Below are 25,078 nucleotides of genomic sequence, written 5' to 3'. Positions count from 1 at the left end.
TGAACGTTGAACCGGCTTTGATGGTTTCGGTTTTGGAACGTTGAACGTTGAACGTTGAACGGGTTTTATCTTTCATTGCTCCTCCTTTTCAGCGACAACGCGCCGTCCGCCCCAACCACCAGCGTGTCGGCCCGGGCCAGCTCCAAAAGCGCCTTGGAAGACGCAATACCTGCGATGAGGCGCTCCAGCTCCTTGCGGATGGGGAGCTCGGAGAGGCGCAGCCGCTCCAGCTTGGGGATATCCACCCCCACACCCTTGACCAGCAGCTCCCCCTCACAATCGAGCGCGCCGTCCACGGCGCTCACCCTGAGCCCCTTCAGGTCGGCCAGCTGCAGCGATTTCCTCTGCGCCACCACCTTTTCGTTGCGCTGGTACGGGTCGATGGCGAATAAGGCCCGGTCCAGAATCCGCGAGCTGAAGCGCCGCAGGTTCAGGTTCATCTTCAGCCCCTCCAGGAGCGCCCGCTGTTCTGCGGCAAGCGGCGCGGAGAGGGAAAGCTCCCCAGTCAATTCCTCGCCGGGACGCGCGCCCCCCGAAGCGGGGAATAAAAGCGCCGGATCGAGGCGCGAGAAATAGCAGTAGGTGGACAGAACCGGGACCTCCCGGGAGAGGTCGATCACCCCGCGCGCCCGCACGGTCCCCCCTCCCACCTCGGCCTGCAAGAAGGACAGCCCCAGCGTATCCGGTTCCAGCAGCAGGTCCGCCTCCAGGGCGGTGGCGCTCAAGGGGACCGCGCCGGAGTTGAAGGACGCGCTCTTGATGCCGATCTTGCGGGGACCGCTCGCTTCGCCGCGCAGGTCCTGATAGATCCTCGCGGCCAGGTCGGAGTTCGCGGCGAGGGGGGGCGCCACCGGGGCGGGACGCACCAGGAGCGCCGAGAGCGGGATCCACTCACCCCCTTTCCCCTGGGCCAGGGCGTAGCTGCGGTCGAAGACGAGGTCGGCCCGGATCCCCTGCGCCGACATCCCTTTGCCGTCGGCGACGCCGAAGTCGCGGCACTTGGTGTAGCCGCGCATCCTCAGCTCCCGGGCGGCGGTGAGGTCCAAGCGCGCGCCGGCGGCGACGTTGCCGGAGAGCTTAAGCCCGGCGAGAGCCTGCTTCGCCTCGCGCGGGAAGTTCCCTTCCAAATGGGCGAACATGGTGGCGTCCAGGCGCTTCAAAAGGGTCGGGGTATCGAGCTTCGCCGAGTCGTCCAAGAGCCGGTCGATCCCCCCCACCGTCAGCTCCGCAACCTGCGACAGCCCCAGCGAGCGAACCTGCAGCTCCTCGGTCAGGCGGAGATCCTTCCACTGCGAAAGCTCCCCCTCAAGGGTGAGCGCGCCCGACTGCAGCGGGAGCTGCCCGGCCGCGCCGGCAAGCCCGGTGATGCCGGCAAAGCTGAAGGCGCCGTCGATGGCGAGCGGCTTACCGGCTGCGGGAAGCGAGAAGGAGAGAGGCTTCGTGGTGCTCAGGTTTTGTACCTTGTAGGTCGTTTTCGCTGCGGGGATACGGAGGTCCAGGCCGTCCAGTTGCAGTGCGAGATTTCCCTTATCGAGCAGGGCGCAGGCGCCGCGCGCCGCCCGGAGCGGGTTCTTCTCCTTGGCTAGCGTCGCGACCGGCAGAGGCGCCTCCATGTCCCAGGTCGCCGCGGCCAAACCTTTGGCATCGAGCCCCGCCGGAACAAAAGGAGCCGCTACCGGCATGAGCTTATTCAGATCGAAGCGCGCCTTTCCGGTGGTCGCCGCCACCTGCTTGATCAGGCCCGAGAGCCCCGCCTGCGCCTCGATGGCAAGCGCGTCGGCCGCGGTTGCGGTGAAGTGCGCCCGCTTCACCGTGGCGCTCCCCTCCCCCTTCTTCGGGAGGTGCACCCCTTCCGCAACGAGGGTCGCGGAAAGCGGGGTCAGGACCACCTGCTTCCCCCCCTGGTTCGCGGAGAGCTTGGTCGCGGAAAGCTTGAGTCCCGGGAGCGTCGCTTCCAGCTCCCCCCCGGAGAGCGCCCGTCCCTCCAGCTGCAGCTCCTCGCGCAGCCCCTCCACCGCAAGCTCGGGGCCGACCTGCACCAGCGCGAACTCCAACGACTGCCCGATCAAGGCCCTCGCACGCTTATGCTTCAGGTCCAGCTCGGTGAGCGCCAGTGCCAGCGCGCCTTCCCCCCCCTGGAGCAATACCTTCTTCTTTCCGGACAGCTCGACCTTCTTCGCGCCCAAGCGGAGATCCGCGGCTAAGGAGAGCGGGGCGAGCTTCTTGAGCGGAACCGCCGCCCGTTCCAGGACGAGCGAAAGCCCCTCCCCCTGCAGCGACCCGTTCGCCAGGCGCAAGCCAAGTTGCGGCAGATCGACCCCCGCCTTTTCCAGAGTCAATTCGCCGTCATTGTCGGGTCCCTTGAACCGCGCCGCGAGTTTCGCCACCGAAGCCGTCCCGGTCAGCACCTGCACCGGAAGGTTCGCCGGCAGAAAAGGCGCGGCCAGACGCCTTGCCGCAGCCAGGTCCAGCCTGAGCGGCCCCAGATCTGCCGCCACCGAGCGGGAGCGCTCCGTCGGGCGGTCGACCACCGCGCTCCAGGCCGCCGACAAAAGCCCGGGGCTTTCCAGGGCGCCGTCGCTGAAGGTGACCCGCTGACGCTTGTGGTCGCTCACGAGCTTTTGGTGCAGCTTGAGATCGAGCGGCCCCGCCGTCCCCTTCTTCCCGGGTATTTTGCCCACCGAAAGCCGGTCGCAGGCCAAGTCCAGGAGGACCATGAGGTCGGCGTTTCGATCCAACTCCGCGCCCAAGTCGAGCGCCAGCTTGCCGTCCAGCGTGGGCAGTTCCCGGTGCGCCATGGCCGTCGCCAGCGGCGCCAGCTCCGGCAGGTTCACCCGCAGCTTCGCCTTGAGGCCTCCCGGGCGGTTCACCCCGCCGCCGGCATCGAGCGTCACCCCCGGGAAACCCGCCTGCACCGACAGGAGCGCCGCAGCCGGCTTGATCTTATCCTTGGCCGTCACCAGGTCCGAAAGCCTCGCCTTGAAATGCACCCGCTGGGGTTTCGCGTCAGGCAGCGCGACGCTCCCCTCAAGCGAGGTGTCGATGGGGAGCCGCGCCAAAGAAGGTGCGGCAAGGGCGAAGGAGACCTCGCGCAGCACCGTCTGCCGCCCCGACGCCGGATCGAGGTAGCTGACGGTCATGGGAGCGGCGTCGACGGCAAGGCGGACATCCACCGGAAGGGGCCACTCCATCCCCTGGAACTTCTGCACCGCCTCGGCCACCTGCGTCAGAGGGTCCTTGGCCGGCTTCTCGGGGGGAGGTTGCTTCGGCCCCGGAGCAAGGCTCGCTTCCAGCTTCCTCAGCTTCACGTCGAGGGAGACCGTATAGCGCCCGGAGTCATCCCACTCCAGCCCCGGCTTTACGCGCAGCTCCGCCAGGTTCGCGTTCAGAAGAGGCGGAGGCCCGTCGCCAACAGTCAGCCCGGAAAGGGTGAGGCCTTGCGACCACGACAGGGTGAGATTGGACCAGGAGACAGGTTTTTTCAGTGACTTGGAAAGCTGCAGCCTCAGCAGGGACTGGGCCTGCGAGGTGGAAAGGAGGGTCGGCAGAAAGACCACCAGAAGAACGATGGCGATCACCCCCGCCAAAGCGGTCACAGCGCCCACGAACATGATCTTTTTAAACCGGAGGGCACGCATGTAAGCAAGCAGGCTACGGAGCATCAGTCGGTATCCCGGAGGCAGCGCTGGTCTAAGGGGAAAGGGACGGCAGGAGCAAGGTGATTTTCTTATCACCTCCGAAATTTAAAGTCAAACGGTTCGCTTCGTCACACCCCCGGCCTCAGGTGCTTATGGCGGATGTAGCACAACTGGTCGCCGTTCCTTATCAGGCGCGGAATGGGCCGGGTCAAGTTATGACAGGAAAGGCAGGCGATTTTGTCGTCTTGCAGCACGTACCCCGCCTGTTTGATCTCGGCCACCGTCGTGTACTTGAGTTCTTTCCCATCTTTACTGTCATAGGCTTATTCGTCGTCTGTCAAAACTAGCCTTTAAAAAGGATAGCATAGGGGCGGAAGCAGGCAACGCCGGGGCCATTATATTCGGTTCACTCAGTGCTGGTTCGTTTAGTTACTTGTACGGGTGAACACGGAAGGCCCTATGATACCTCCCGATTCATTCGCTGAACAACTTCCCTTCCCCAGCCCAGTCAGATGGCGCCACGTCTTCGAAGATGACGTAGATGTACTTCGGATCTGTACCGGTATTCCTGACGATGCTTTCAGTGATCTCAGCTGCAACTGCCTTTTTGGTTTGGGTGTCTTTACCTTCAAACCAGGTAACACGTACAACGGGCATGACGTCCTCCTTGAATCGGGAAATGTGGTTGGTTTGCCTGCCTGCTAGTGTGCTCAGGCGACGAATGACTATCTTCGGATCAGCGTTCCAGAAATTCACGCAGGTCCTGCGTGAATTTGAACGGGTTCTTGAACATGAGGAAGTGATCCCCTTGTTCTTCCTTTGTGTAGACGTACAACCGAGCGTTGGGGATGACCGAAGCCATCCAGCGCTGGCTGGGCAGGTTATAGCTGCTGTATTCGCCGGTGAAAATTGCCGTTGGCACTTTGATCTTCTTGCTTATTACATCGCGCCAGTCATTGCTGGCATGGTCATACATGATAAGGCTCATGTATTTCATATCGCTCTTGATAAAGAGCCGGGCAAAGCTCTTGGAGTTTTCGTAATAAGGCGAGTCCATCGCATTAAAACGTTCGACAAGAGGATGGGGTGCGCCGGAAGTGAGGGCGTTTAGTACTTGCTGCGGAGAATCAGCCATTGCGGCCGCATTCAGGCGTTCTTGTTCCGTCCAGCCTGGCCGTGTGAGAATAGACGGCGGTTCGTCCACGAAAATCACCTTGCGGACACCATTTATACCGAACAGATCGATGTAGCTCCACAGGACTGAGGCTCCCATCGACCATCCACAGTAGTCGGCAGACTTCACCCCGATGTGATCGGTGAATTCCTTTAGATCCATTGATAGTCTGCTGATTCTCATACCCGAATCAATATTCTGAGAAAGCCCTTGATTGCGCGGATCGAGAACGTAGACGTGGTACTGTTTGCTGAGCAAAAACAGCACATTTACATATTCTGCGCCATTTGCGGACCACGCCGGAACGAAGATGAGGGGCTTGCCTTTACCGGCTTCCCAATAGCTAAGCCTCACCCCATCGCTCGTATTGAAAAATTTGATTTCCAGATCTTTGAAGTCGGAGAGTTTCGCGGGTAGCCCACTGATCTTATTGGGGAACTCATAGTCCCTGCCGAGAACGGCCAGGGCCGGCGCTGCTATGGCGTCGCTAACGGACAAGATGAAAGATATGGCGCAAATGGCTAAGAAGGTTTTGTTTCGCATGAAATAGACTCCTCATTTGCTCAACTTTCTAGTTCAGCCAGGAAGGCTTACCCTCAACAGGAATGCCATCGTTCTGAGTAAACTGCACAAGGCTATTCGCCTCAGTCTGAATGCAGATAAACCGGATGGAGGTTTCCGGGTCGGCCGCGATGCAGCGCTCTCCAGCAGGATCAATGCGAACCACATCCCCGGTTTCAATCGCGAATTCCTCGCCGTCTATATAAAACCTACCTTTACCGCTTAGAATGACATAGACCTCTTCGTTGCGCTTGTGTGCATGAACAAACGGTACGCTCACTCCTGCCGGCAGTTCATTGATTGAGATTTCGGATCCAGTTAGGGAGAGCTGTTCGTTCAGGACCACGCGTCCAAGCTCCTTGATATTGCCAAGGGACACTGTTTTGTAATTTTTACCTGTTTTTTCCATTATCATTCTCCTTTGTAATTGTGTAAACCGCATGGCTACACAGTTATTGAAGTGGCGCCTCGATGGCGGACACTTACGCTCGAAAAAAGTTCGCGGCCGAACCAAATTGGTAAAAAAAATCACGCCTTCAGATTGTTTTCGATTACGGACAAGAGTTTCATAAGACACTCGCGGTCATCCTGCAACATCTCTCCATACACCTGCTTTTCCAAAATAACCGAGATCTCTTCAAAATCACGCCGGATCGCGTTGCCTCTTTCGGTAAGACCGATAAGCGTAGAGCGCGCATCGTCGGAGCAATTCTGCTTGTAGATGTATCCATGCTTTTCGAGAGTATTTATCATCCCCGTCACTGTTGATTTCACTCTACCGGACTGCTGAACCAGGGCTTTAATAGGAATTGCCTCGTTTTGGCGAAAAAGGAATGAGAACACCAAACCATGGGCCGGCACAATACCCGTGATGCCACGCCGCTGGAGCTCTCTTTCAATCAGCAGATTAGCCGCCTCACGTATCTTGGCAATTTGATCGATGACGTTCCGTGGGGCTGGAGTACTCATGCCTCATGTATAGTTCGGCCACGAACTAAAGTCAAGAACTTTCTGAGCCCCCCGCATACCACTTTCGCTGCTCGCTCGGCATTTTTTATGATCATGCTCATTTTATCGTTGACGAAAAATTAGCTTCTGCTATAGTGAGCGCGTTCACATTTTACGGATGGAGCTTCAATGCGTATCACCGAGCAGGCAAAACAGCAGTGCCGGGCACGGATCCTGGAGAAGGCATCCGAACTCTTTTGCGCCCGCGGCTTCGACCAGACCACCACCCGCGACATCGCGCTTGCCGCAGGGGTCGCCGCAGGAACCATGTTCAATTACTTCCCCAGCAAGGAGACGATGGCGATGACCATGGTCTCCGACGCGCTCGCCGAAGGGGAGGCGGAATTCCGGGGTCGCACCTGCGGCGAGCTTGTCGAGGATCTCTTCGGCTTCATCGCCTCGGGGCTTCGCAGGCTGCGCCCCCTGCGCCCTTTCCTCGGCCCCGTGCTGGAGCGCTCGCTAAGCCCGTTCCCGCGCAAGAACGTTTGCCCCGTGGGAGAGGCGGCGCGTCAGCGGCACCTCGACTTCATGCAGCAGATCCTGGCCAGGCACGGGTTCAGCTCCGCACCGGATTACGTCGCCACGACCATTTATTGGTCGCTCTACCTGGGTGTGCTTGCCTTCTGGACCAGCGACCCGTCACCGAACCAGGAAGCCAGCCAGGCGCTGGTCGACTACTCGGTCCGTACTTTTGTGCATATTATCTCCGGCAGCGCCGGGGTAGATGGAGGTGAGCATGTCCTGTAACGTCGCAGTGGCACCCGCCAGCCGCGAGCGCCTTATGCAGCTCCTGCCGCGAGACGAAGACGCCGCCGCTCGCCAGAGGCTTGCCGAGCTGGTCGAGACCGCCTGCAGCAACAGGCCCCCGACGAGCTCGCTTTCCCGCCTCTGGATCCTGGGATCCATGCAGGCGAAGGTCGCCGGCGCCTACGTCGCCTGGTGGCTCAGGAGCCGCTTGGTCGATCCCGACGAGAAGGAGCGGACCAAGAACGAGACCCACCTCAAGGCGGCGCTGGAGCTGTTCGGCACCATGGGGTACCTGCGCGGCGCGGTCATGAAGGTTGGGCAGATGCTGACGCTCCCCGAGATGGTTCCCGAGCAGTACGCCCGCCTGCTCTCCTCGCTCAGCTTCGAGGCCCCGCCGATGCACTACGCCATGGTACGCGAGGTGTTTTTCGACGAATTCGGCCGGGAACCCGAAGAGATGTTCGCCAGCTTCGAGAAGAAGGCCTTCGCCGCCGCATCCCTGGGGCAGGTGCACCGCGCCCGGCTCCATACGGGAGAGCAGGTGGCGGTGAAGATCCAGTATCCCGGGATCGCCCGTACCATCCAGGCAGATCTCAAGAACCTCCGCCTGCTGCTGCAGCCGATGCGCATGGGGGACGATTGGCCGAACCTCCTCGACAAGCTGGCCGAGGTCGAGAGCGTGCTTCTGGCAGAAACCGACTACCTGAAGGAGGCCGAGTTGGCCCAGGCGGTGCGCAGCCATTTTGAGCCGGGGGACGGGATCGTGGTTCCGAGGGTATATACCGAGTGCTCCAGCCTCCGGGTCTTGACCACCGAATATCTGCAAGGGGTACACATAGACGAATTTCTCGCTTCCGACCCGTCGCAGGAACTGCGAGATCGCTTCACCCACCTGATGACCATGGCCACCATCCGTCTTTTGTACCGGACACACTGCATCATGGCCGATCCCAATCCGGGCAACTACATTTTCATGCCGGACGGCAGGCTGGGGGTGATCGACTTCGGCTGCGCCCGCATGTACACCGACGAAGAATGGCGGATGCAGTGCGAGGCCGAAGCGGCAGCGTTCCGGCAGGACGAGAAGGAGATGGAACGCATCATCGTGGAAGCATCGCTCTACGAGTCGGCGCAGGAGATGGGGGCGGAGCGGGTGGAACTGGTGGGGCGGGTGATAAGTTGGCAGTTGGAGCCCTGGCTTTCCGAGGGGCTCTTCGACTTCGGCGACAGGGACTTCTTCCTTCGGGGGATGGAGGCCATGCGGCAAGCCACCAAGAAGGGGTACCTGCGCGGCATGCCATTGCACATCTGGACCACGCGCTTCGTCCTGGGCGCCCGCGCCGTAGTCTATCGGCTCAAGGGGCGCTGCCATTTCAAGGAGATCTACCGGCAGGAGTCGGCACCGAGGTAGTAATCGCGCGCCCCCTCCCTGTCCGCGAACACGGGGGGAAGCGGAAGTCCATCCCCTCGCCCTCTGGGAGAGGGGCAGGGGTGAGGGATGTGGGTGAAGCCGGCAGCGTCGCGAATGATGGCACCTACCCCCACCCCCTAACCCCCTCCCGCAAGGGGAGGGGGCCCCTTTTCTCGTTCTCCCATTTTTCTCGTTCCCAAGCTCCAACTTGGGAACGCAAGATCCTTACACAGGAGGTAGCACATGCTGCAGCTTCGTGATGTGGTCAAATCGTACGACGGGAAATCCACGGTGACCGCACTTGCCGGTATCACCCTTTCCATCGCCCCCGGCGAGATGGTGGCCATCATGGGCCCCTCCGGCTCGGGGAAATCAACCCTCTTGAACCTGATGGGGGGGCTCGACGTCCCGACCTCGGGGCAGCTCCTGGTCGCCGGGAAGGATCTGGCCCGGGAAAGCGAGAAAGCCCGCTCGCTCTTTCGCCGCAACAGCGTCTCCTACATCTTCCAGGCCTACCACCTGATGCCGACGCTCAGGGTGCGGCAGAACGTGGCGCTCCCGCTGCAGCTGGCCGGCGTATCCGCGAAGAAGGCGGCCCTGCAGGTGGAGCGGGTCCTCGCCGAAGTGGGGCTGGAAAAACGCGGGGACCATCTCCCGGACGAACTCTCCGGCGGCGAGAGGCAGCGCGTCGCCATCGCCCGCGCCTTGGCGACCGACGCCCCCCTGCTCCTCGCGGACGAGCCCACCGGGAACCTCGACAGCGCGCGCGGCAGGGAGATCCTCGCTTTGCTCCGCTCCATCCACGCCAACAGGAACACCACCATCGTCATGGTCACCCATGACCACGACGCCGCCTCCGTCTGCGACCGGTTGATCAGGCTGCGCGACGGGAGGGTGGAGGACGACGGCGTCGTCATCGGAGGTGGGAGATGAGGTTCCTGCTCCGCACCCTCTCCCTCTCCTACGCGCGCCGCCACCTGGGGAAGACCATCCTGACCCTCCTGGGCGTCGTGGTCGGCGTAACCACCTTCAGCTCCATCAAGACCGCGCAGGACGCCCTGGTTAAAGGAATAGGCTCCACCGTGGACCGCGTCGCCGGCAAGGCGCACCTGCAGGTGACCATGGACGGAGGGGTCCCCGAGGAGATCCAGGAAAAACTGAGATCGCTCCCCGGGATCAGGGCCACCTCGCCTGTCATCGAGCAGATCGTGGTCCCGGAAAAGGCCGAGCTGGGAAGCCTGATGGTGGTGGGGATCGACCTTCTTGGCGACCGCGAGATGCGCGACTACGGCTTCGAGGGGGACGACGCCGACCTGGACGACCCGCTCCTCTTCCTGGCGCAACCGGACTCGGCCCTCTTCACCCGCGACTTCGCCCGGAGGGCCGGGCTCTCCACGGGGAAGGCGCTCTCGCTGAAGCTCCCGACCGGATACAAGCAGGTCACGGCGCGGGGGGTGATGAGCCCCAAGGGGTTCGCCGAGGCCTTCGGTGGCAACCTGATGGTAGTCGACGTCTATGCCGCGCAGGACCTCTTCGGAAGGGGGAGACGCTTTGACCGGATCGACGTGCGGCTCCAGGACGGGGTGACCGTGGCGCAGGGGACCGCGACGCTGCAAAAGGCGCTCGGCCCCGCCTACCAGGTGGAGACCCCGGCGCGCCGCGGCGAGCAGATGGAGCGCCTGGTGGCGAACTTCACCGCCGGCTTCAACGTCTCCAGCGCCTTCGCCCTCGCCATCGGCGTCTTCCTCATCTTCAACGCCTTCAACGTGGCGGTGAACCGCCGCCGCCGGGACATCGGGACGCTCAGGGCGCTCGGGGCCACGCCGCGCCAGGTCCAGGTCCTCTTTCTCGCCGAGGCACTCATCCTCGGCATCATGGGCGGGGTGCTCGGCTGCTTAGCCGGCACCGCCTTCTCGCAGGGGCTCCTGGTGAGCATGGGCCAGAGCACCGAGGCGGTTTACGGCATCAGCGGCTCCGGCATCGTCCATCTCACCCCCGCAATCGCGCTGCAGTCGATCCTGCTCGGGGTCGGCGCCTCGCTCGCCGGGGCATGGGGGCCGGCCCTGGCCGCCTCGCGCATCCCCCCGACGGAGGCCTTCGCCAAGGGGGTCTTCCAGGCACGCGTCGAGCGCCGGGTGGCGCCGCGCTTGGCTGGCGCGGCAGCGCTTCTCGCGGCGGCTGTCTACTTCGCCCTTTTCTCCGGACTTTCGGGGAACCAGATGCTGCTCGCAGTGCTCCTCCTGGGTGGTACCGGGCTGATACTGCTCCTCGGTCCACTCTCCCGGACCCTCCTGGTCGCGGCGGCGCCGCTACTCTCGCGGTTCTTTCCCTCCGCCGGCCCGCTCTCCTCGGACGCACTCATGGCGAACCCGCGCAGGAGCGCCGGCACCATCATGGCCATGACGCTCTCGCTCACCTTCGTCCTGGGATTGGGGGGGTACCTGGGATCGACCAAAGGGACCATCGTGCGCTGGATGGACGACGTCCTCACCTGCGACCTCTTCGTCAGGGCCTCCGCCAACTTCACCCGCGGCGACTTCCTCTATCCCGGCGCGCTGCGGGAGGAACTGGCGCAGCTCCCCGGCGTGCGCGCCGTCGAGAGCATACGCGCCATCCGGCCGCAGTTTTCCGGGAAGCGGATCCTGATCAACTCGGTGGAGATAGGTCAGCTCCTGGACCGCACCAAGTACGAGTTCGCGCAGGGGGACGCGCGCGCCATGCGCGAGGGGGCCCCGAAAGGGATGTGCGCCGTATCCGAAAACTTCTACCGGAACTTCCATCTCGGCGTAGGTGACCAGGTAGAGCTGATGACGCCGGGTGGATTGGTGAAGTTTCCCATCTCCGCCGTGCTGCGCGACTACAGTTGCGACCAGGGATCGATATTGCTCGACCGCCCCGTGTTCCTCAAGCACTGGAACGACGACCGCGTGGACATCTACGACGTCTCGGTGCATCCCGGGGTGGATCCCAAGGCGGTCCGGGAGGAGATCCGGGCCAAGCTCGCTGGGAGGTACCCCGCGCTCGTGTCGACCCGCGCCGAGTTCAAGGCAGAGATCGGCAAGGCCATCGACGCCTTCTACGCCGTCATGCGCATCACCGTCTTCCTCGCCCTCGGCGTAGCATTTTTAGGTATCGTGACCTCGCTCCTCATCTCCGTTGCGGAGAGGACCCGGGACATCGGGATACTGAAGGCCTTGGGCGCCGTCCCGTCCCAGATCGCCCGCAGCATCGTCATCGAGGCGTTGGTGCTGGCCCTGGCGGGGTTGTTACTGGCTCTTCCCGCCGGCAATCTGTTCGCTTCCTTCATGGAGGGGCCGGTAGCCGTTGCCTTCACCGGCTGGAGCATGCCTCACAACTACCCGTGGGACGTCCTGGTGCAGCTTCTCATCGCCCTGCCGCTGGTGTCGGCGCTCGCCGCCTGGGTCCCGGCCCGGCAGGCAGCGAAGGTCAAGGTGACCGAGGCGATAGAGTATGAATAGACCAACGGCATAGCACACGGATTTAACGGATAACGCGGATAAAATCGGATCGACCGTAAAGAACAGAGGTTTTTGTCTGATCCGCGGTAATCGTTTTTAATCCGCGTCATCCGCGTGCGATGCCTCTTCGCATTTTTCTCCACTAACCATTCCACACGGAGGAGCAGCAGATGATTGCACGATTCGCCAGACCACTAGCGGCCGCGGCCGCCGCCCTTTTCTTCTTTTCGCTCTGCGCCGGGACGGCGCTCGCCGCACCCGACGCCCGCACCCTCCTCAAGGATTCCGAAAACAGGCACCGCACCAAGACCCAGCAGTACGCAGGCGACCTGACCGTGGTGAACAAGGAAGGGAAGGTCCGCAAGAAGGGGTGGCGCAGCTACCGGGAAGGGTACGCCGGCGACGCCAAGAACCTGATCCGCTTCACCGACCCCCCCGAGGTGAAGGGGGTCGGCTTCCTCTCCCTTTCCCGCCCCGGCTCCGACAACCCGGACCAGTGGCTCTACCTCCCCTCCATGAAGCGCGAACGCCGCATCGCGCCGCAGGACCGCGACGCCTCCTTCGTCGGCACCGATTTCAACTACGAGGACATGGAGGAGTTCGACCACGAAAAGTACAAGGTTTCGCTCATCGGCGAGGAGACGGCAGAAGGGGTCCCCTGCTACGTCATCGCAGCCATCCCCAACGACAAGGGGACCAAGTCGGTGTACCAGAAGATCGTCCTCTACCTCAGAAAGGACATCCTCTACCTGGTCCGCGAGGACCTGATCCGAAAGGGCGAAAAGGAGCCGGCGAAACGGATGATCCTCTCCGACTTGAAGAATGTGGAGGGACACTGGGTGGCGGGACGGATGGAGATGACCGACCTGAAAAAAGGGAGCAAAACCACGGTCAACCTGAAGCAGATCACCTTCAACCGCCCGCACCCGGCCAGCCGCTTCACGCTGCAGAACCTGACCCGCGAGGGGGGCGATTGATCCTGCCCCTCCTTTTCCTGATATCCCTGCTGCTTTTGCCCTGCACGGCGGAGGCAAACGACTTCTCCGGCTATGCCGAACTGAAGGGATTTGCCTACAGCGAGCGCTACGACGGGGAACCGTACGGAGCAGGCTCCGGGACCCTCTTCTCCAAGTGGGAGCACAGGCCTGGCGAGGCGCAGTTGACCGCCTCGCTTAGAGCCGAGTGGCTCACCTCGCCGCAAGACCAACTCTCCTTCGACCCGGCAGACCGCAGGCTCAGACGCTCGCCGCTGTCACTGCGCGATCTCTGGGTGCGCCTCCCCCTCGCCCCTTCGCACGACGTCGAATTCGGCCGCTTCCAGCTGGGGTGGGGGCAGACCGACGGCTACTCCCCTGCCGACGCCTTCCTTCCGCGCGACCTGACCGACCCCTTCACCGACGAGAAGCTGCCGCTTTGGGCGCTCAGGGTGAGCGGTCAAGAGGAGTCCTTCCGCTATCAGGCTGTGCTGGCGCCGGTCACCACCCCTTGGCGCCTTCCGCCGCTCGGGAGCCGCTACGCCCCCATCGCCGCCGGCGCCTTGCCGCAGCAAACGGTGCTGCGCGAGCGGGAAGACGACCCGCCGGTGCCGGGTTTCATTGCGCTGCGCCTATTGGCCACGAGGGGGGACTGGGACCTGGGACTCTGGATGAGGACGGGGGTGCGCCCGGCGCCGCTCCTTCAGTTCTCCCTCGACCCGGCGCTGCAGACCGGCCCCGCCCCGATAGTTTCCGTCGAGCGCCGCTATGCCCGCGAGCAGGGTGTGGGGGTAGAGCTCTCCCGGGTGGCCGGCCTCTACGTGCTGAGGGCCGAACTCGCCGGGCTCCTGTCGAAAGACCCCGAGTTGGGCGACGCCGTCATCGGAACGGCGAGCGTAGAGAGGGGATTCGGCGACGGCAAGCTCCTGGTGACGCTCGCCGCGAACGCCATCGAGCCCCCGGTGAACCAGACGCTCCTCTTCGACCGGGCGCTCCTCCCCGCCCTCATCGCCGCCTGGAACCAGACCGAACCTTGGGGAGACTGGAAGGTGGTATCGACAACCGGGCTGGAGCACATGGACGGAATGGCAAAAGGTGAGGTCGGCTACAACATGACCGACACCTGGAAGATCACGACCGGGGGAGACCTCCCCTACGGCTCGGACAACGGCGCGCTCGGCGCGCTCAAGAAAGCTCGGCGCATCTACCTGGCGCTGCGCCGCAGCTGGTAACCTGCCCCAGCGTCGTTCCAGCTCTCCCCCTCCCTTGACGGGTGTATAGACTGGGGACATGGTTTACAAATGTTCGGGGACATAGTTAACACTTTTGCCAAGAATGACCTTTCCTCGGAGGAGGGAGACCATGCCTTGGCGACCGGTGGATACTATGACCCTGAGATTCGAGTTCGTTCATTTGGCGTTGCAGGAAGGCAGCAACATAGCCTTCCTTTGCAAACGCTTTAACATCAGCCGTCCGACCGGCTACAAATGGATTAGCAGGTTCCTTGAAACCGGCGTCGAAGGCCTAATTGACTTATCTCGCAAGCCACTGACCTGTCCACATAAGACGGTCACTGCGACCGAAGATGCTATTCTCAAGCTTCGCGAAGAACATCAGGCTTGGGGAGCACGTAAGCTACGTAAGCGTCTTGAAAAACTTGGGCATCAGGGGGTGCCTGTACCTTCGACCATAACAGCAATCTTGCGCCGCAACGGCTGCATTGATCCAGCTGAGTCAGATAAACATACTGCTTTCCAACGGTTCGAGCACCCATACCCAAACGACCTATGGCAGATGGATTTCAAGGGCAGTATTCCGATGAAGCATCATGGTCGCTGTCATCCGTTGACTGTTCTGGATGACCATTCCCGGTTTAGTGTGGTGCTTGTAGCCTGTGCCAATGAGCGAACAGAAACGGTTAAAGCTGCTTTGATTGAGGCATTCAGGCAATATGGATTGCCATATCGAATGACCATGGACAATGGCAGCCCATGGGGTAACGATCAATACAACGACCTTACGCCATTAACGGTCTGGCTTATCAGAAACGAGATACGGGTCAGCCACTCTCGCCCCTATCATCCTCAAACACAGGGTAAGGACGAGCGGTTTCACAGAACTCTGGTTGCAGAAGCAATCGCTGGAAGAGTCTTCGAAGACCTAGCTGACTGCCAGCTTAGATTCGACACCTTCAGGCATTGCTACAACTTGGAGCGCCCACACGAATCACTAGGTATGGAAACTCCGATGACGCGTTATAAGCCTAGCCGGCGGACTTACTCAGAAATACTGCCCGAGATTCAGTACGCCCCAGACGACGAGATCCGAAAGGTCCAGGCCGAGGGTAAGGTGTCATTCAAAGGCCGATGTGTGCGCCTCGCGAAGGCGCTCAGGGGGCAGCCGGTGGCATTTCGGCCAACCATACGCGATGGCGAATATGGCGTTTATTTCTGCAGCCAGAAAATCGCAGAAGTCGATCTCAAAGAACAAAAAGTGTAAACCATGTCCCCGAACAACTGTAAACCTTGACCCCGGTCCATACAACGGGAGGGGGCAGGGGGGTGGGTGAACTCGCCAGCAGCTCGAAAGGTGGCACCTACCCCCACCCCCTAACCCCCTCCCGCCGGGGGAGGGGGGACGGATAGCGCTGAACCTGCCCCCCCTTCTTTGCCCCCCTCCCCCCCCTGCACGGTATACACCCGGTATACACATTTGAAGCTACAGCGGCTTTTGCGCTACCATCTGCTTCCCTTTCAATCTTAGGAGAACATGTGGCGGCAATAAGCTCTGAAACCATTTCCGGCATCCGCCTTTTCAGCACACTCAACCGGGAGCAGCTGGACCGCATCGCCCGACACCTGCAGCTGCGCGAGTTCGCGCCGGGTCAGATCATCCTTTCCAGGAACGAGCCGGCGCTGGAACTCTACGTCATCCTCGCCGGAAGGATCAGGGTGGAACTCCTGGACGAAGGGGGGCAGGTGCTGACCCTCACCGAACTCGGCATCGGCAACGTCATCGGGGAGCGCGCCATCCTGACCGACGAGAAGCGCTCCGCCGACGTGAGGGCGATCACCGAGGTCCAGGCGGCACGGCTCTCCCGGGAGGATTTCGAAGAGCTTCTGGACCAAATCCCCGCGCTCTACGCCAACCTGAGCCGGATCTTCGCGGCGCAGCTGGGTAGCTGGGCGCACCGCCACCAGCGCGAGGAAAGCGAACACCGCGAGGTGATCACCAACATCATCGGCTGGCAGTTGCTTCCCGAGTTCGGCCAGTTCCCCGGCGCCTCGCACTGGGTGCGCCTTTTAAACCAACGCCTGCAGCAGCTGGGCGGCACCCGCAGCCACGTCCTCATCCTGGGCGAGCCCGGCACCTGGAAGGATCTCGCCGCCCGGCTGATCCACTTCCACAGCGAAGCCGACCGCCCCGTCCTTTTCCTGGACTGCGCCTCCCCCCCGCCGGTACTGGAAGAGGAAAACGAGCCAGCCGAGGGCGCCTCCCAAAGGGGTGTGCTGCTAGGTCTCGCCCAGGAGGCGGCGCTTTTCGGCCATGCTTCGCAGGGGGCGGTCTATGCGCGGCGGGTGAGAAGGGGGATGATCGAGCTTGCCGCAGGGGGCGACATGATCCTGCGCAACGTCGACTGCCTGGCCCTTGCGGTGCAGGAGGAGCTGGTCGATTTCCTCGACACCGGGCACTTCACCAGAAGGGGCGAGACCAAACTACGCAGCGCCCGGGTGAGGATCATAGCCACCAGCGGCAAGGCCCTGGAGCCCCTGATCGACAGCGGCAAGTTCAACGGAGAGCTGTACCGAAAGCTCTGCGGCGAAACCGTGGAGTTAGCCCCGCTGCGCGAGCGCAAGAAGGACATCCCCGTCATCGCGAAGAGCCTCCTCGCCTCTCTCAACGCCAAGCACAACCGCAACGTGCGCCGGCTCTCCCAAGACGCCCTGAACCGCCTGGTAGACCACGACTGGCCCCTCAACGCCACCGAACTGTACCAGGTCGTGAGCCGCGCCGTGGTGGTCTGCAGCGACACGGAGATTCAGCCCGAGCACATCTCCCTCCAGGGGCACCCCTTCGAGGACGGCCGCTTCAACCTCTTGACGCTTCCCTCCCTGGAGCGGCTCGCCTGGAACCCGCGTTTCCCGAAGGTGCTGCGCTGGCTGACCGTACCGGCGTTCCTGCTGATCACCCTGTACACCCTGCTCGGCCCCGCTTCGGACAACGCGGCGAACCTTGCGGCCTGGACCCTGGGATGGCCCGCGCTGATACTCACCGCTTTCCTCTTCGCCCGCGGCTGGTGCAGCTTCTGTCCGATGGAAGCGATCGGCGAACGGCTTGGGGTCACCAGCCGTGTGGTGCGCGACCCGGCACCGTGGCTGCGCAGTTTCGGGCCGTCGCTCAGTTTCGCCGCACTGGTGCTGATCCTCCTGATGGAGCAGGCGACCGGGATGTTCTCCCACGCAGCGGCCACGGGGCTGTTGCTGAGCGGCATGCTGACGGCGACGGTGAGCGCCGACCTGGTGATCGGCCGTCGCGGCTGGTGCAAGTTCCTCTGCCCGCTGGGGCGCATCGTGAGCCTCGTATCGCGCATCTCGCCGCTGGAGATGCACAGCAACCACAACGTCTGCCTGAGCAGGTGCCGGGTGGACGACTGCATCAAGGAGAAGGCCTGCCCCATGGGGCTGCACCCCTCCGGCGTCGACAGCTCCGACCACTGCGTCCTCTGTCTCAACTGCGTCCGCAACTGTCCGCACCACTCGATGCAGCTCGACCTGAGGAACCCGACCTGCGGCGTGTTCAACAAGGCCCGGCGCGGCTTCAGGGAGGCGTTTTTCAGCGTCACCCTGCTGGGCGCGGTGATCGCCGCCAAGGGGACCCCGCTTTTGGCCGGGCGGCAACCGGAACTCTTCCCGCGCACCCTCTGGACCCTGGAGGACTACCTGCTGGCGCTTTGCCTCGTCGCCGGGTTCACCTTCCTTGCCCTCATCGCTTCGGTGGCTGTGCGCGGCGCCCGCTGGCGTTCCGTCTTCACCAGCAGCGGGCTCGCCTACCTCCCTCTCGCCGCCGCGGGTCTATTCCTGATCTTCTTCCGTCCGCTGGTGGAGGGGGGCGCCAGGCTGGTCCCGCTCGCCGTTTCGGCCCTGGGAGCGGAAAATTTCCTCGATGCCACGGCGCTCACCCCGGAACTTGGGACGCTGCGCCTGCTCATCTACCCGATTATCCTTTTGGCGGCGCTCTTTTCCTGGGTGGTGCTGGCCCGGCTGCAGCGCCTGGACGGGCTCCCGCCGGCGGCGCTGCTCCGGCACCGGCTGCTCATCCTCGGCGCCACCGCGATACTGATAAAAATCCTTTAGTTGACATTCCGCGAGGGTCGGTATAAACAGGACGGGTTCCTCGTTACGATGAGGCGTTTGCTCAAACACAGGCTACTGCCCGGAAACGTCGAAAGACGCCAACGGGTAGACCAGGTCTTGCCGGCTTAAGGCTTGACCCAAGGTAGCTGGTCCCCCGGGACCTACGTTGCGCACTGCCGAAAACCTACGAGAGGGGAATCCGCGCCAGAAATAAGGCCATGGTCCCCCATGGCCTTTTGCTTTTTCATATCACGACAAAAAAGGTGGTGGTTTTTCACATTGGACAGTCATAGTAGCGACTATCACTTACTCATCCCGCAGTTCCGGCAGTAGCCTTTCCGAAGCTTCCCCCCTAACCTGGGCCTGCTTCCGGTTCTCCTGCCGCGCCGCGGGGAACAGCCGAAGCGAGGAGTCCAGGGACCTGTTTCCCGACTTCCGTCAATTAATCATTCTCACTGTGCGATGCTTGAGCGCATCGGCAGTAGGGGTCTGTCCGCGCGTGCTCCGGCATGAGGCCAGGACGACCCGCGTCCGGATAGCTGCGCCTTTACGCAAAAGGGGTAGAGTATCCGGCAGCACGGAGGAAGCAGGATGGCCAACCGGTCGACACCGTTCAGTAAAACAACAGGAAGAGCCGCTCCCAACTTTTGGGACCTGGCCGCCTTTCTCATGGTCATGGGGCTCGTCACGCTCTTTGCCTGGGGCAGCCGCGAGATGGGGATACCCTATATGCCGGGTGAGCAGATCCCCCTTTCGCTCGACCCCGTTAACCTCCCCGAGTACGCGCTGCGCACCGTCTTGCGCATGGCGGCGGCACTGGCGTTTTCGCTCCTTTTCACCTTCAGCTACGGAACGCTCGCGGCGAAGAGCCGCCGCGCCGAGCGGATACTCGTTCCGCTTTTGAACATACTCCAGTCGGTCCCCATCCTCGGCTTTCTCTCGGTCACCGTCACCGGCTTCATCGCCATGTTCCCTGGAAAACTTCTCGGGGTGGAGTGCGCCGCCATCTTCGCCATCTTCACCTCCCAGGCCTGGAACATGGCCTTCAGCTTTTACCAGTCGCTAAAGACCATCCCCTCCGACCTGAGCGAGGCCTCGGTCCTCTTCGGGCTCTCTCCCTGGCAGCGCTTCTGGAAGCTGGATGCCCCCTTCGCCATGCCCCCCTTGATCTGGAACATGATGATGTCGGTCTCGGGGGGATGGTTCTTCGTGGTGGCGTCGGAGGCGATCACGGTGGGGAAGACTTCGGTAACCCTCCCCGGGATAGGCTCCTACGTGGCGCAGGCCATCCACTACCGCAGCCTCTCCGCCATCGGCTGGGCGCTTTTGACCATGCTGCTGGTGATCCTCGTCTACGACCAGCTGCTCTTTCGCCCCATGGTGGCCTGGGCCGACAAGTTCAAGTTCGAAACGACCGAAAGCGGCGAGGGAAGCGGCTCCTGGGTGCTGACCCTGTTCCAGCGCGCGAGGCTCCTGCGCGCCGCCGGACGTTTCCTGGTCAACCGGTGGATCCGGCTCACCGACCTGCTCCCCAGGAGAAAGCAGCGCGCGAGCTTCCGTGACGCAACGCAGGCCACGATCCCCAAGGCGCAGGAAATTGCCTGGAACGCGCTTCTAGCCATTGGCGTCGCCGGGGGCGCGTGGCTTTTGGTCCAGTTCGTCGGGGGAGAGGTAGACGGCGCCGAAATTTGGAAGGTCTTCTATCTCGGCTTCCTGACCCTGGTTCGGGTCACGGTGCTTTTGATCATCGCCAGCCTGATCTGGGTACCCATCGGGGTGTATATCGGGCTCAACCCGAAATGGGCGACGAGAGTCCAGCCCCTGGCGCAGTTTCTGGCCGCGTTCCCCGCGAACCTTTTCTTCCCGGTGGCGGTCTTCTTCATGGTCCACTACCACCTCTCACCGGAGATCTGGACCGCCCCGCTGATGATCCTGGGGACTCAGTGGTACATCCTTTTCAACGTGATCGGCGGCGCCTCGGCCATCCCTACCGACCTGCGCGAGGCGGCCCGCAACTTCGGCGTCTCCGGGTGGAAGCTTTGGAAAACGCTGCTTCTCCCCGGCATTTTCCCATCGCTTGTCACCGGGCTCGTCACCGCTGCAGGGGGGACCTGGAACGCCAGCATCGTCGCCGAGATCGTCACCTGGGGGAATACGACCCTTACCGCAACCGGTCTCGGGTCGTACATCGCCATCTGGACCGAGAAAGGGGATTACCCCCGCATCGCCCTGGGCATAGCAGTCATGAGTATTTACGTCTTGGTACTGAACCGGTTTTTCTGGGAGCGGCTGTTCACCGTCAGCCAGACCCGCTACCGGCTCGGCTAGAGGAGAAGAAGGATGGAAGCGACAGACAATAAAGTTCCGCTGCTCAAGCTGAGCAACATAAGAAAGTCGTACAAGAAGTCCGACTCGGGCGAGCACCTGGTGCTGGACGGGGTAAACCTCACCATCGCAGATGGGGAGATCGTCGCGCTTTTAGGGCGCTCCGGCTCCGGCAAGTCGACGCTCTTGCGGATCATCTCAGGCCTCGCGCAGCCCGGCAGCGGAGAGGCCCTTTACTGCGGCAAACCTATCACCGGCCCCACGCAGGGGCTCGCCATGGTGTTCCAGAGCTTCGCCCTTTTCCCTTGGCTCACCGTGCTGGAAAACGTGGAGCTTGGGCTCGACGCCATGGGGGTGCCGCAGGCCGAACGCAGAAGGCGCGCACTGGAGGCGATCGACCTGATCGGCCTGGACGGCTTCGAATCCGCCTACCCGAAGGAACTCTCCGGCGGAATGCGGCAGCGGGTAGGTTTCGCCCGGGCGCTGGTCGTCGAGCCGACGCTTCTTTTGATGGATGAGCCTTTCTCTGCGCTCGACGTCCTCACCGCGGAGACGCTTCGCACCGACCTGATCGAGCTCTGGCTGGAGCGGCGCATCCCGACGAAAGGGATACTGCTGGTATCCCACAACATCGAGGAGGCGGTCCTTCTGGCGGACCGGATCATCATCCTCGGGAGCAACCCCGGCCGCGTCGTCTCCGAGATCAAGATTCCGCTCGCCCATCCCCGCGACCGCGACGCCCCTCTTTTCAGGCAATTGGTCGACACGGTGTACGGCCAGATGACCCAGCGCTCCCGCGCCGCCGGCAAGGTGGAGGCGGTCCCCATCTCTTACCTCCTACCAGAGGCGCACGTGAACCAGCTCTCCGGCCTTTTGGAGGCGCTGGCCGCCGAACCGTACAACGGCAAGGCCGACCTCCCCGAACTCGCCGACCAGATGGGTTTCGGTGTGGACCAGCTCTTCCCGCTTCTGGAGGCGCTCGACATACTCAACCTGGCCCGCATCGAAGGCGGTGACGCCGACCTCACCGCCTCCGGCAGGAGTTACGTCGACGCCGACATCCTGCGCCGCAAGGAGATCTTCGCCGAGCATCTGGTGCGGCACGTAGCACTTGCCGCCCACATCCGGCGCGTGCTCGACGACCGGCCGGGAAACCGCGCCAAGGAAGACCGATTCCTGCGCGAACTGGAAGACTTCTTCAGCGAAGAGACCGCGGAGACGGTGCTGCAGGTAGCCATCGAGTGGGGGCGCTACGCCGAGCTCTTCGCCTACGACGAGGGCTCGGGCATCCTCAGCCTGGAGAACCCCGCCAGCGGCGAGCAGGGGTAAAGGGTAAATAAACGAATGGGGAGCAGATATCGTGCTCCCCCTTTCCATTTCCTGATTTTCCCTGGTTTCCCTGGGCTGGCAGATGAATTACTTTCCCCTGTATTTCCCTCGCCTGATGCCGATAAGCGTAGAAGGAAGCTCCCGTAAATTATCGTTTTGCACACAGGCCGGCCGGGGAAATTGCACATGGTCCAAAAGTTCGTCAAAAAGGGAGGGCTGGCCCTCCTCATCCTTGCCTTCACCTGCCTGTGCACGGCCATCTTCTACTTCTCCTACCAAAAGGCAAAACAATCGGCCATCAGCCGGCTGAACGACGAGCAGTTCATACATGCCAAGCAGGCGGCCAGGGGGATCGAAGAGTACTTCGTCACCTGGACCGGCATCCTCACCTCCCTTTCCAGGCTCGACGCCATCGTCGCGATGGATCCCGCCGGCAAGCGCCAGATGGAGTTCTTCTACGACGCCCACAAGGACCAGATAAGATCTTTCACCCGCATGGACGAGAAGGGGAACATCCTCTTCGCCGTTCCGAATCGGGAGATCTCGGGAAGGAACATCGCGCAGCAAAAGCACGTACAGGAACTGATCGCAACGAAAAAGCCTGTGGTGAGCGACGTCTTCCGTACCATCCAGGGGTATGACGCCATCGCCCTGCACGTACCGGTCTTCGAAGGAAGCCGGTTCCGGGGGAGCATCGCCATCATCGTCAACTTCCAGAGCCTCGCCCAGCGCTACATCGAGGTGATCCGGGTCGGCAAGACCGGCTATGCCTTGGTGGTAAGCCGCGACGGCACCGAACTCTACTGCCCCGTTCCCGGCCACAGCGGCACGAACATTCTTGCCGCCGCCAAGGAGTCGCCGTCGGTGCTCCCCATGGTGAGGGCGATGCTCAAAGGGGAATCGGGGACGGCGAGCTACGACTTCAACACGAAGGACGGCGCCTCCGTCAAACCTGTGAAGAAACATGCCGTCTACCTTCCCATCCACCTCGGCAACACCTTTTGGTCGATCGTCGTCGCGTCGTCGGAGCAGGAGATTCTCTCCTCCCTTGCCTCCTACCGCAACAGGCTGGCTCTGGTTTTCAGCGGCATCCTGTTCGGAGGGATCATCATCTGCATCCTGGTGCTCCGTGCCCTGCTGATAGTTAGGGAGGAAGACGTTCGCCAGCAAGCCGAGGCTGAGTTGCGTGCCAGCGAGCAGAGGTACCGCTACCTCTTCGAACAAAATCCCGCCCCGATGCTCATCTACGAAAAGGGAACCCTACAGATGCTGGCGGTCAACGACGCCTTCGCCATCGGCTACGGCTACAGCAACGAAGAGGCGCTGGCGCTGCAGCTCATCGACCTTTATCCCGAGGAGGAGAAACCTAAGATCACCGAGGTTGCCGCCGGGCTCAGCGGCCACACCTATGTCGGGGAATGGCATCATCGCCGCAAGGACGGCACCGTCTTCCCCATCTTCGTCACCTCCCATGACATGACCTACAGCGGCAGGACGGCTCGCGTTGCGGTCATCACGGACATCACGGATCGTAAGCTGATGGAAAAGGCACTCGAGGAGGAAGCAAACTTCAACCGCCTCCTTTTCGATCATTCGCCCGACGGCATTGTCATCATAGATCCGAAGACAGCCCGCTTCATCAACTTCAACGCCTCAGTCTGCCGTCAGCTCGGGTACTCCCGCGAGGAGTTCGCACAACTAAGGGTCTTCGATGTGGAGGCAGTGGAGACACAGGAAGACACCCGCCGCCGCATCGATGGGATCGTGCGGGACGGACGGGGCGACTTCGAGACCATGCAAAGGACCCGCGAGGGAGAGCTGCGCAACGTCCAGGTGACCGCGCAGATCCTTACCATCCAGGACCGGCCGGTCTACTACTGCATCTGGCGCGACATAACCGAGCACAAGAAGCTTGAGGAGCAGCTAAGGCAATCGCAGAAGATGGAATCGGTGGGACGGCTGGCCGGCGGCGTCGCTCACGACTTCAACAACATGCTCGGCGTCATCATCGGCTCCGCCGACCTCTGCCAGCACCAGATACCGGCGGATAGCCCGCTGCAGAAGTATCTCGATCACATCCTGAAAGCGGCGAAACGGTCGAGCGACATTACGCGCCAGTTGCTGGCTTTCTCCCGCAAAGAAGTGGTTTCTCCCAAGGCGGTGAACCTGAACAGCCTCATCATCGACTCCGAGAAGATGCTCTGCCGTTTGATCGGCGAGGACGTCAAGCTCACCTTCAAACCCTCCACCGGCCTTTGGACCGTTCTGATCGACCCGGCCCAGTTCGACCAGATACTCATGAACCTCTCCGCCAACTCCCGCGACGCCATGCCCAACGGCGGCACCCTCGACATAGCGACCGGCAACGTTCACCTCGATGCCGGCTACTGCCGCCATCATTCGGACACCGTTCCCGGCGACTACGTCAAGATCACCGTCGCCGACACCGGGACGGGGATGGATCGCGAAACCAAGGACCACATCTTCGAGCCCTTCTTCACCACCAAGGGGGTCGGAGTAGGAACCGGCCTCGGTCTCGCCACGGTCTACGGCATCGTCACCCAGAACAACGGGTTCATCAACGTCTACAGCGAGCTTGACCAAGGTTCGGTCTTCAACATCTACCTGCCACGCCTTTTGGAAGATGGAGCGGCAGAGGAGGAGGCCGAGGCAGCGCCCCCCCCGAAAGGAACAGGAACCATCCTCCTGGTCGAGGACGAGGAGATGCTGCTCTGGACCACGACGAAAATCCTTGAGGAGATGGGCTATACCGTGCAGCAGGCCGAATCCCCGGCAAAGGCGATAGAGATCTGCGAAAACGGCAAACAGATTGATCTGGTGCTGACCGACGTGGTGATGCCCGGCATGAACGGCCGGGAGATGGTGGACAGGATAAGGAGCACCAGGCCAGACATAAAGGTGCTGTTCATGTCCGGCTACACGGCGGATATCGTGGCACAGCGGGGAATCGTGGAAGAGGGGATGTTTTATATCTCCAAGCCGCTGGACGCGCAACAGTTACACGAGAAGATAGTCCAGACACTGGCATCGTAGCATTGCCTCATCATTGATGCGTCT

At 62.0% G+C, this 25,078-nt stretch carries 16 protein-coding genes and 1 riboswitch; of the genes, 11 read left to right on the top strand and 5 right to left on the bottom strand.

Annotated elements, in window-relative coordinates; translation table 11 throughout:
* Window positions 1-65: 65 nt before the first annotated feature.
* The 5 genes from GBEM_RS02190 to GBEM_RS02170 form a co-directional block, all read right to left on the bottom strand.
* A complete protein-coding gene (locus GBEM_RS02190) occupies window positions 66-3,662 on the bottom strand; it encodes a hypothetical protein (protein WP_012528880.1) in 3,597 nt (1,198 codons plus the stop codon).
* 450 nt (window positions 3,663-4,112) lie between these two features.
* Window positions 4,113-4,295 carry a tautomerase family protein gene (locus tag GBEM_RS02185; protein ID WP_012528879.1) on the bottom strand — a complete coding sequence of 61 codons (183 nt, stop codon included), beginning with the start codon at window positions 4,293-4,295 and terminating at the stop codon, window positions 4,113-4,115.
* Between the two features lie 79 nt (window positions 4,296-4,374).
* Entirely contained in the window at window positions 4,375-5,355 is a 981-nt protein-coding gene (locus GBEM_RS02180) for an alpha/beta fold hydrolase (RefSeq protein WP_012528878.1), read from the bottom strand.
* Between the two features lie 28 nt (window positions 5,356-5,383).
* On the bottom strand, window positions 5,384-5,782 hold the full coding sequence (locus GBEM_RS02175; protein WP_012528877.1) for a cupin domain-containing protein: 399 nt from the start codon (window positions 5,780-5,782) through the stop codon (window positions 5,384-5,386).
* Between the two features lie 119 nt (window positions 5,783-5,901).
* Complete coding sequence (locus GBEM_RS02170; RefSeq protein ID WP_012528876.1) at window positions 5,902-6,342, bottom strand: MarR family winged helix-turn-helix transcriptional regulator; 441 nt, start codon at window positions 6,340-6,342, stop codon at window positions 5,902-5,904.
* Between the two features lie 168 nt (window positions 6,343-6,510).
* Here GBEM_RS02170 and GBEM_RS02165 point away from each other — a divergent pair, with 168 nt between their 5' ends.
* The 11 genes from GBEM_RS02165 to GBEM_RS02115 all read left to right on the top strand — a co-directional run bounded on the left by GBEM_RS02165 (window position 6,511) and on the right by GBEM_RS02115 (window position 25,054).
* Window positions 6,511-7,128 carry a TetR/AcrR family transcriptional regulator gene (locus tag GBEM_RS02165; protein WP_012528875.1) on the top strand — a complete coding sequence of 206 codons (618 nt, stop codon included), beginning with the start codon at window positions 6,511-6,513 and terminating at the stop codon, window positions 7,126-7,128.
* Window positions 7,118-8,539: an ABC1 kinase family protein gene (locus GBEM_RS02160; protein ID WP_012528874.1), complete on the top strand. Its 1,422-nt coding sequence runs from the start codon at window positions 7,118-7,120 to the stop codon at window positions 8,537-8,539. Before GBEM_RS02165 ends, GBEM_RS02160 begins: the two co-directional genes overlap by 11 nt.
* A gap of 243 nt (window positions 8,540-8,782) precedes the next feature.
* Window positions 8,783-9,472 carry an ABC transporter ATP-binding protein gene (locus GBEM_RS02155; RefSeq protein WP_012528873.1) on the top strand — a complete coding sequence of 230 codons (690 nt, stop codon included), beginning with the start codon at window positions 8,783-8,785 and terminating at the stop codon, window positions 9,470-9,472.
* Complete coding sequence (locus GBEM_RS02150; protein WP_012528872.1) at window positions 9,469-12,018, top strand: FtsX-like permease family protein; 2,550 nt, start codon at window positions 9,469-9,471, stop codon at window positions 12,016-12,018. Before GBEM_RS02155 ends, GBEM_RS02150 begins: the two co-directional genes overlap by 4 nt.
* A gap of 170 nt (window positions 12,019-12,188) precedes the next feature.
* Complete coding sequence (locus tag GBEM_RS02145) at window positions 12,189-12,995, top strand: outer membrane lipoprotein-sorting protein (protein ID WP_012528871.1); 807 nt, start codon at window positions 12,189-12,191, stop codon at window positions 12,993-12,995.
* Window positions 12,992-14,224, top strand: coding sequence for a hypothetical protein (locus tag GBEM_RS02140; RefSeq protein WP_012528870.1), 1,233 nt, complete (start codon window positions 12,992-12,994; stop codon window positions 14,222-14,224). The genes GBEM_RS02145 and GBEM_RS02140 overlap by 4 nt, the downstream gene beginning before the upstream one ends.
* A 130-nt stretch (window positions 14,225-14,354) precedes the next feature.
* On the top strand, window positions 14,355-15,491 hold the full coding sequence (locus GBEM_RS02135; protein WP_012528777.1) for an IS481-like element ISGebe1 family transposase: 1,137 nt from the start codon (window positions 14,355-14,357) through the stop codon (window positions 15,489-15,491).
* A gap of 272 nt (window positions 15,492-15,763) precedes the next feature.
* Complete coding sequence (locus tag GBEM_RS02130) at window positions 15,764-18,346, top strand: sigma 54-interacting transcriptional regulator (protein WP_012528869.1); 2,583 nt, start codon at window positions 15,764-15,766, stop codon at window positions 18,344-18,346.
* 32 nt (window positions 18,347-18,378) lie between these two features.
* A riboswitch (M-box (ykoK) riboswitch) is annotated at window positions 18,379-18,548 on the top strand.
* A 389-nt stretch (window positions 18,549-18,937) separates the two neighbouring features.
* Entirely contained in the window at window positions 18,938-20,674 is a 1,737-nt protein-coding gene (locus GBEM_RS02125; protein WP_012528868.1) for an ABC transporter permease, read from the top strand.
* A gap of 12 nt (window positions 20,675-20,686) precedes the next feature.
* Window positions 20,687-22,000, top strand: coding sequence for an ABC transporter ATP-binding protein (locus GBEM_RS02120; protein ID WP_012528867.1), 1,314 nt, complete (start codon window positions 20,687-20,689; stop codon window positions 21,998-22,000).
* 186 nt (window positions 22,001-22,186) lie between these two features.
* Window positions 22,187-25,054 carry a hybrid sensor histidine kinase/response regulator gene (locus GBEM_RS02115; protein WP_012528866.1) on the top strand — a complete coding sequence of 956 codons (2,868 nt, stop codon included), beginning with the start codon at window positions 22,187-22,189 and terminating at the stop codon, window positions 25,052-25,054.
* Window positions 25,055-25,078: the final 24 nt, after the last annotated feature.

The sequence above is a fragment of the Citrifermentans bemidjiense Bem genome (assembly GCF_000020725.1).
Taxonomy (GTDB): Bacteria; Desulfobacterota; Desulfuromonadia; order Geobacterales; family Geobacteraceae; genus Geomonas; species Geomonas bemidjiensis.
Note: the sequence above shows the minus strand (reverse complement) of the source record. Positions and strands in the feature narration are given on the sequence as shown.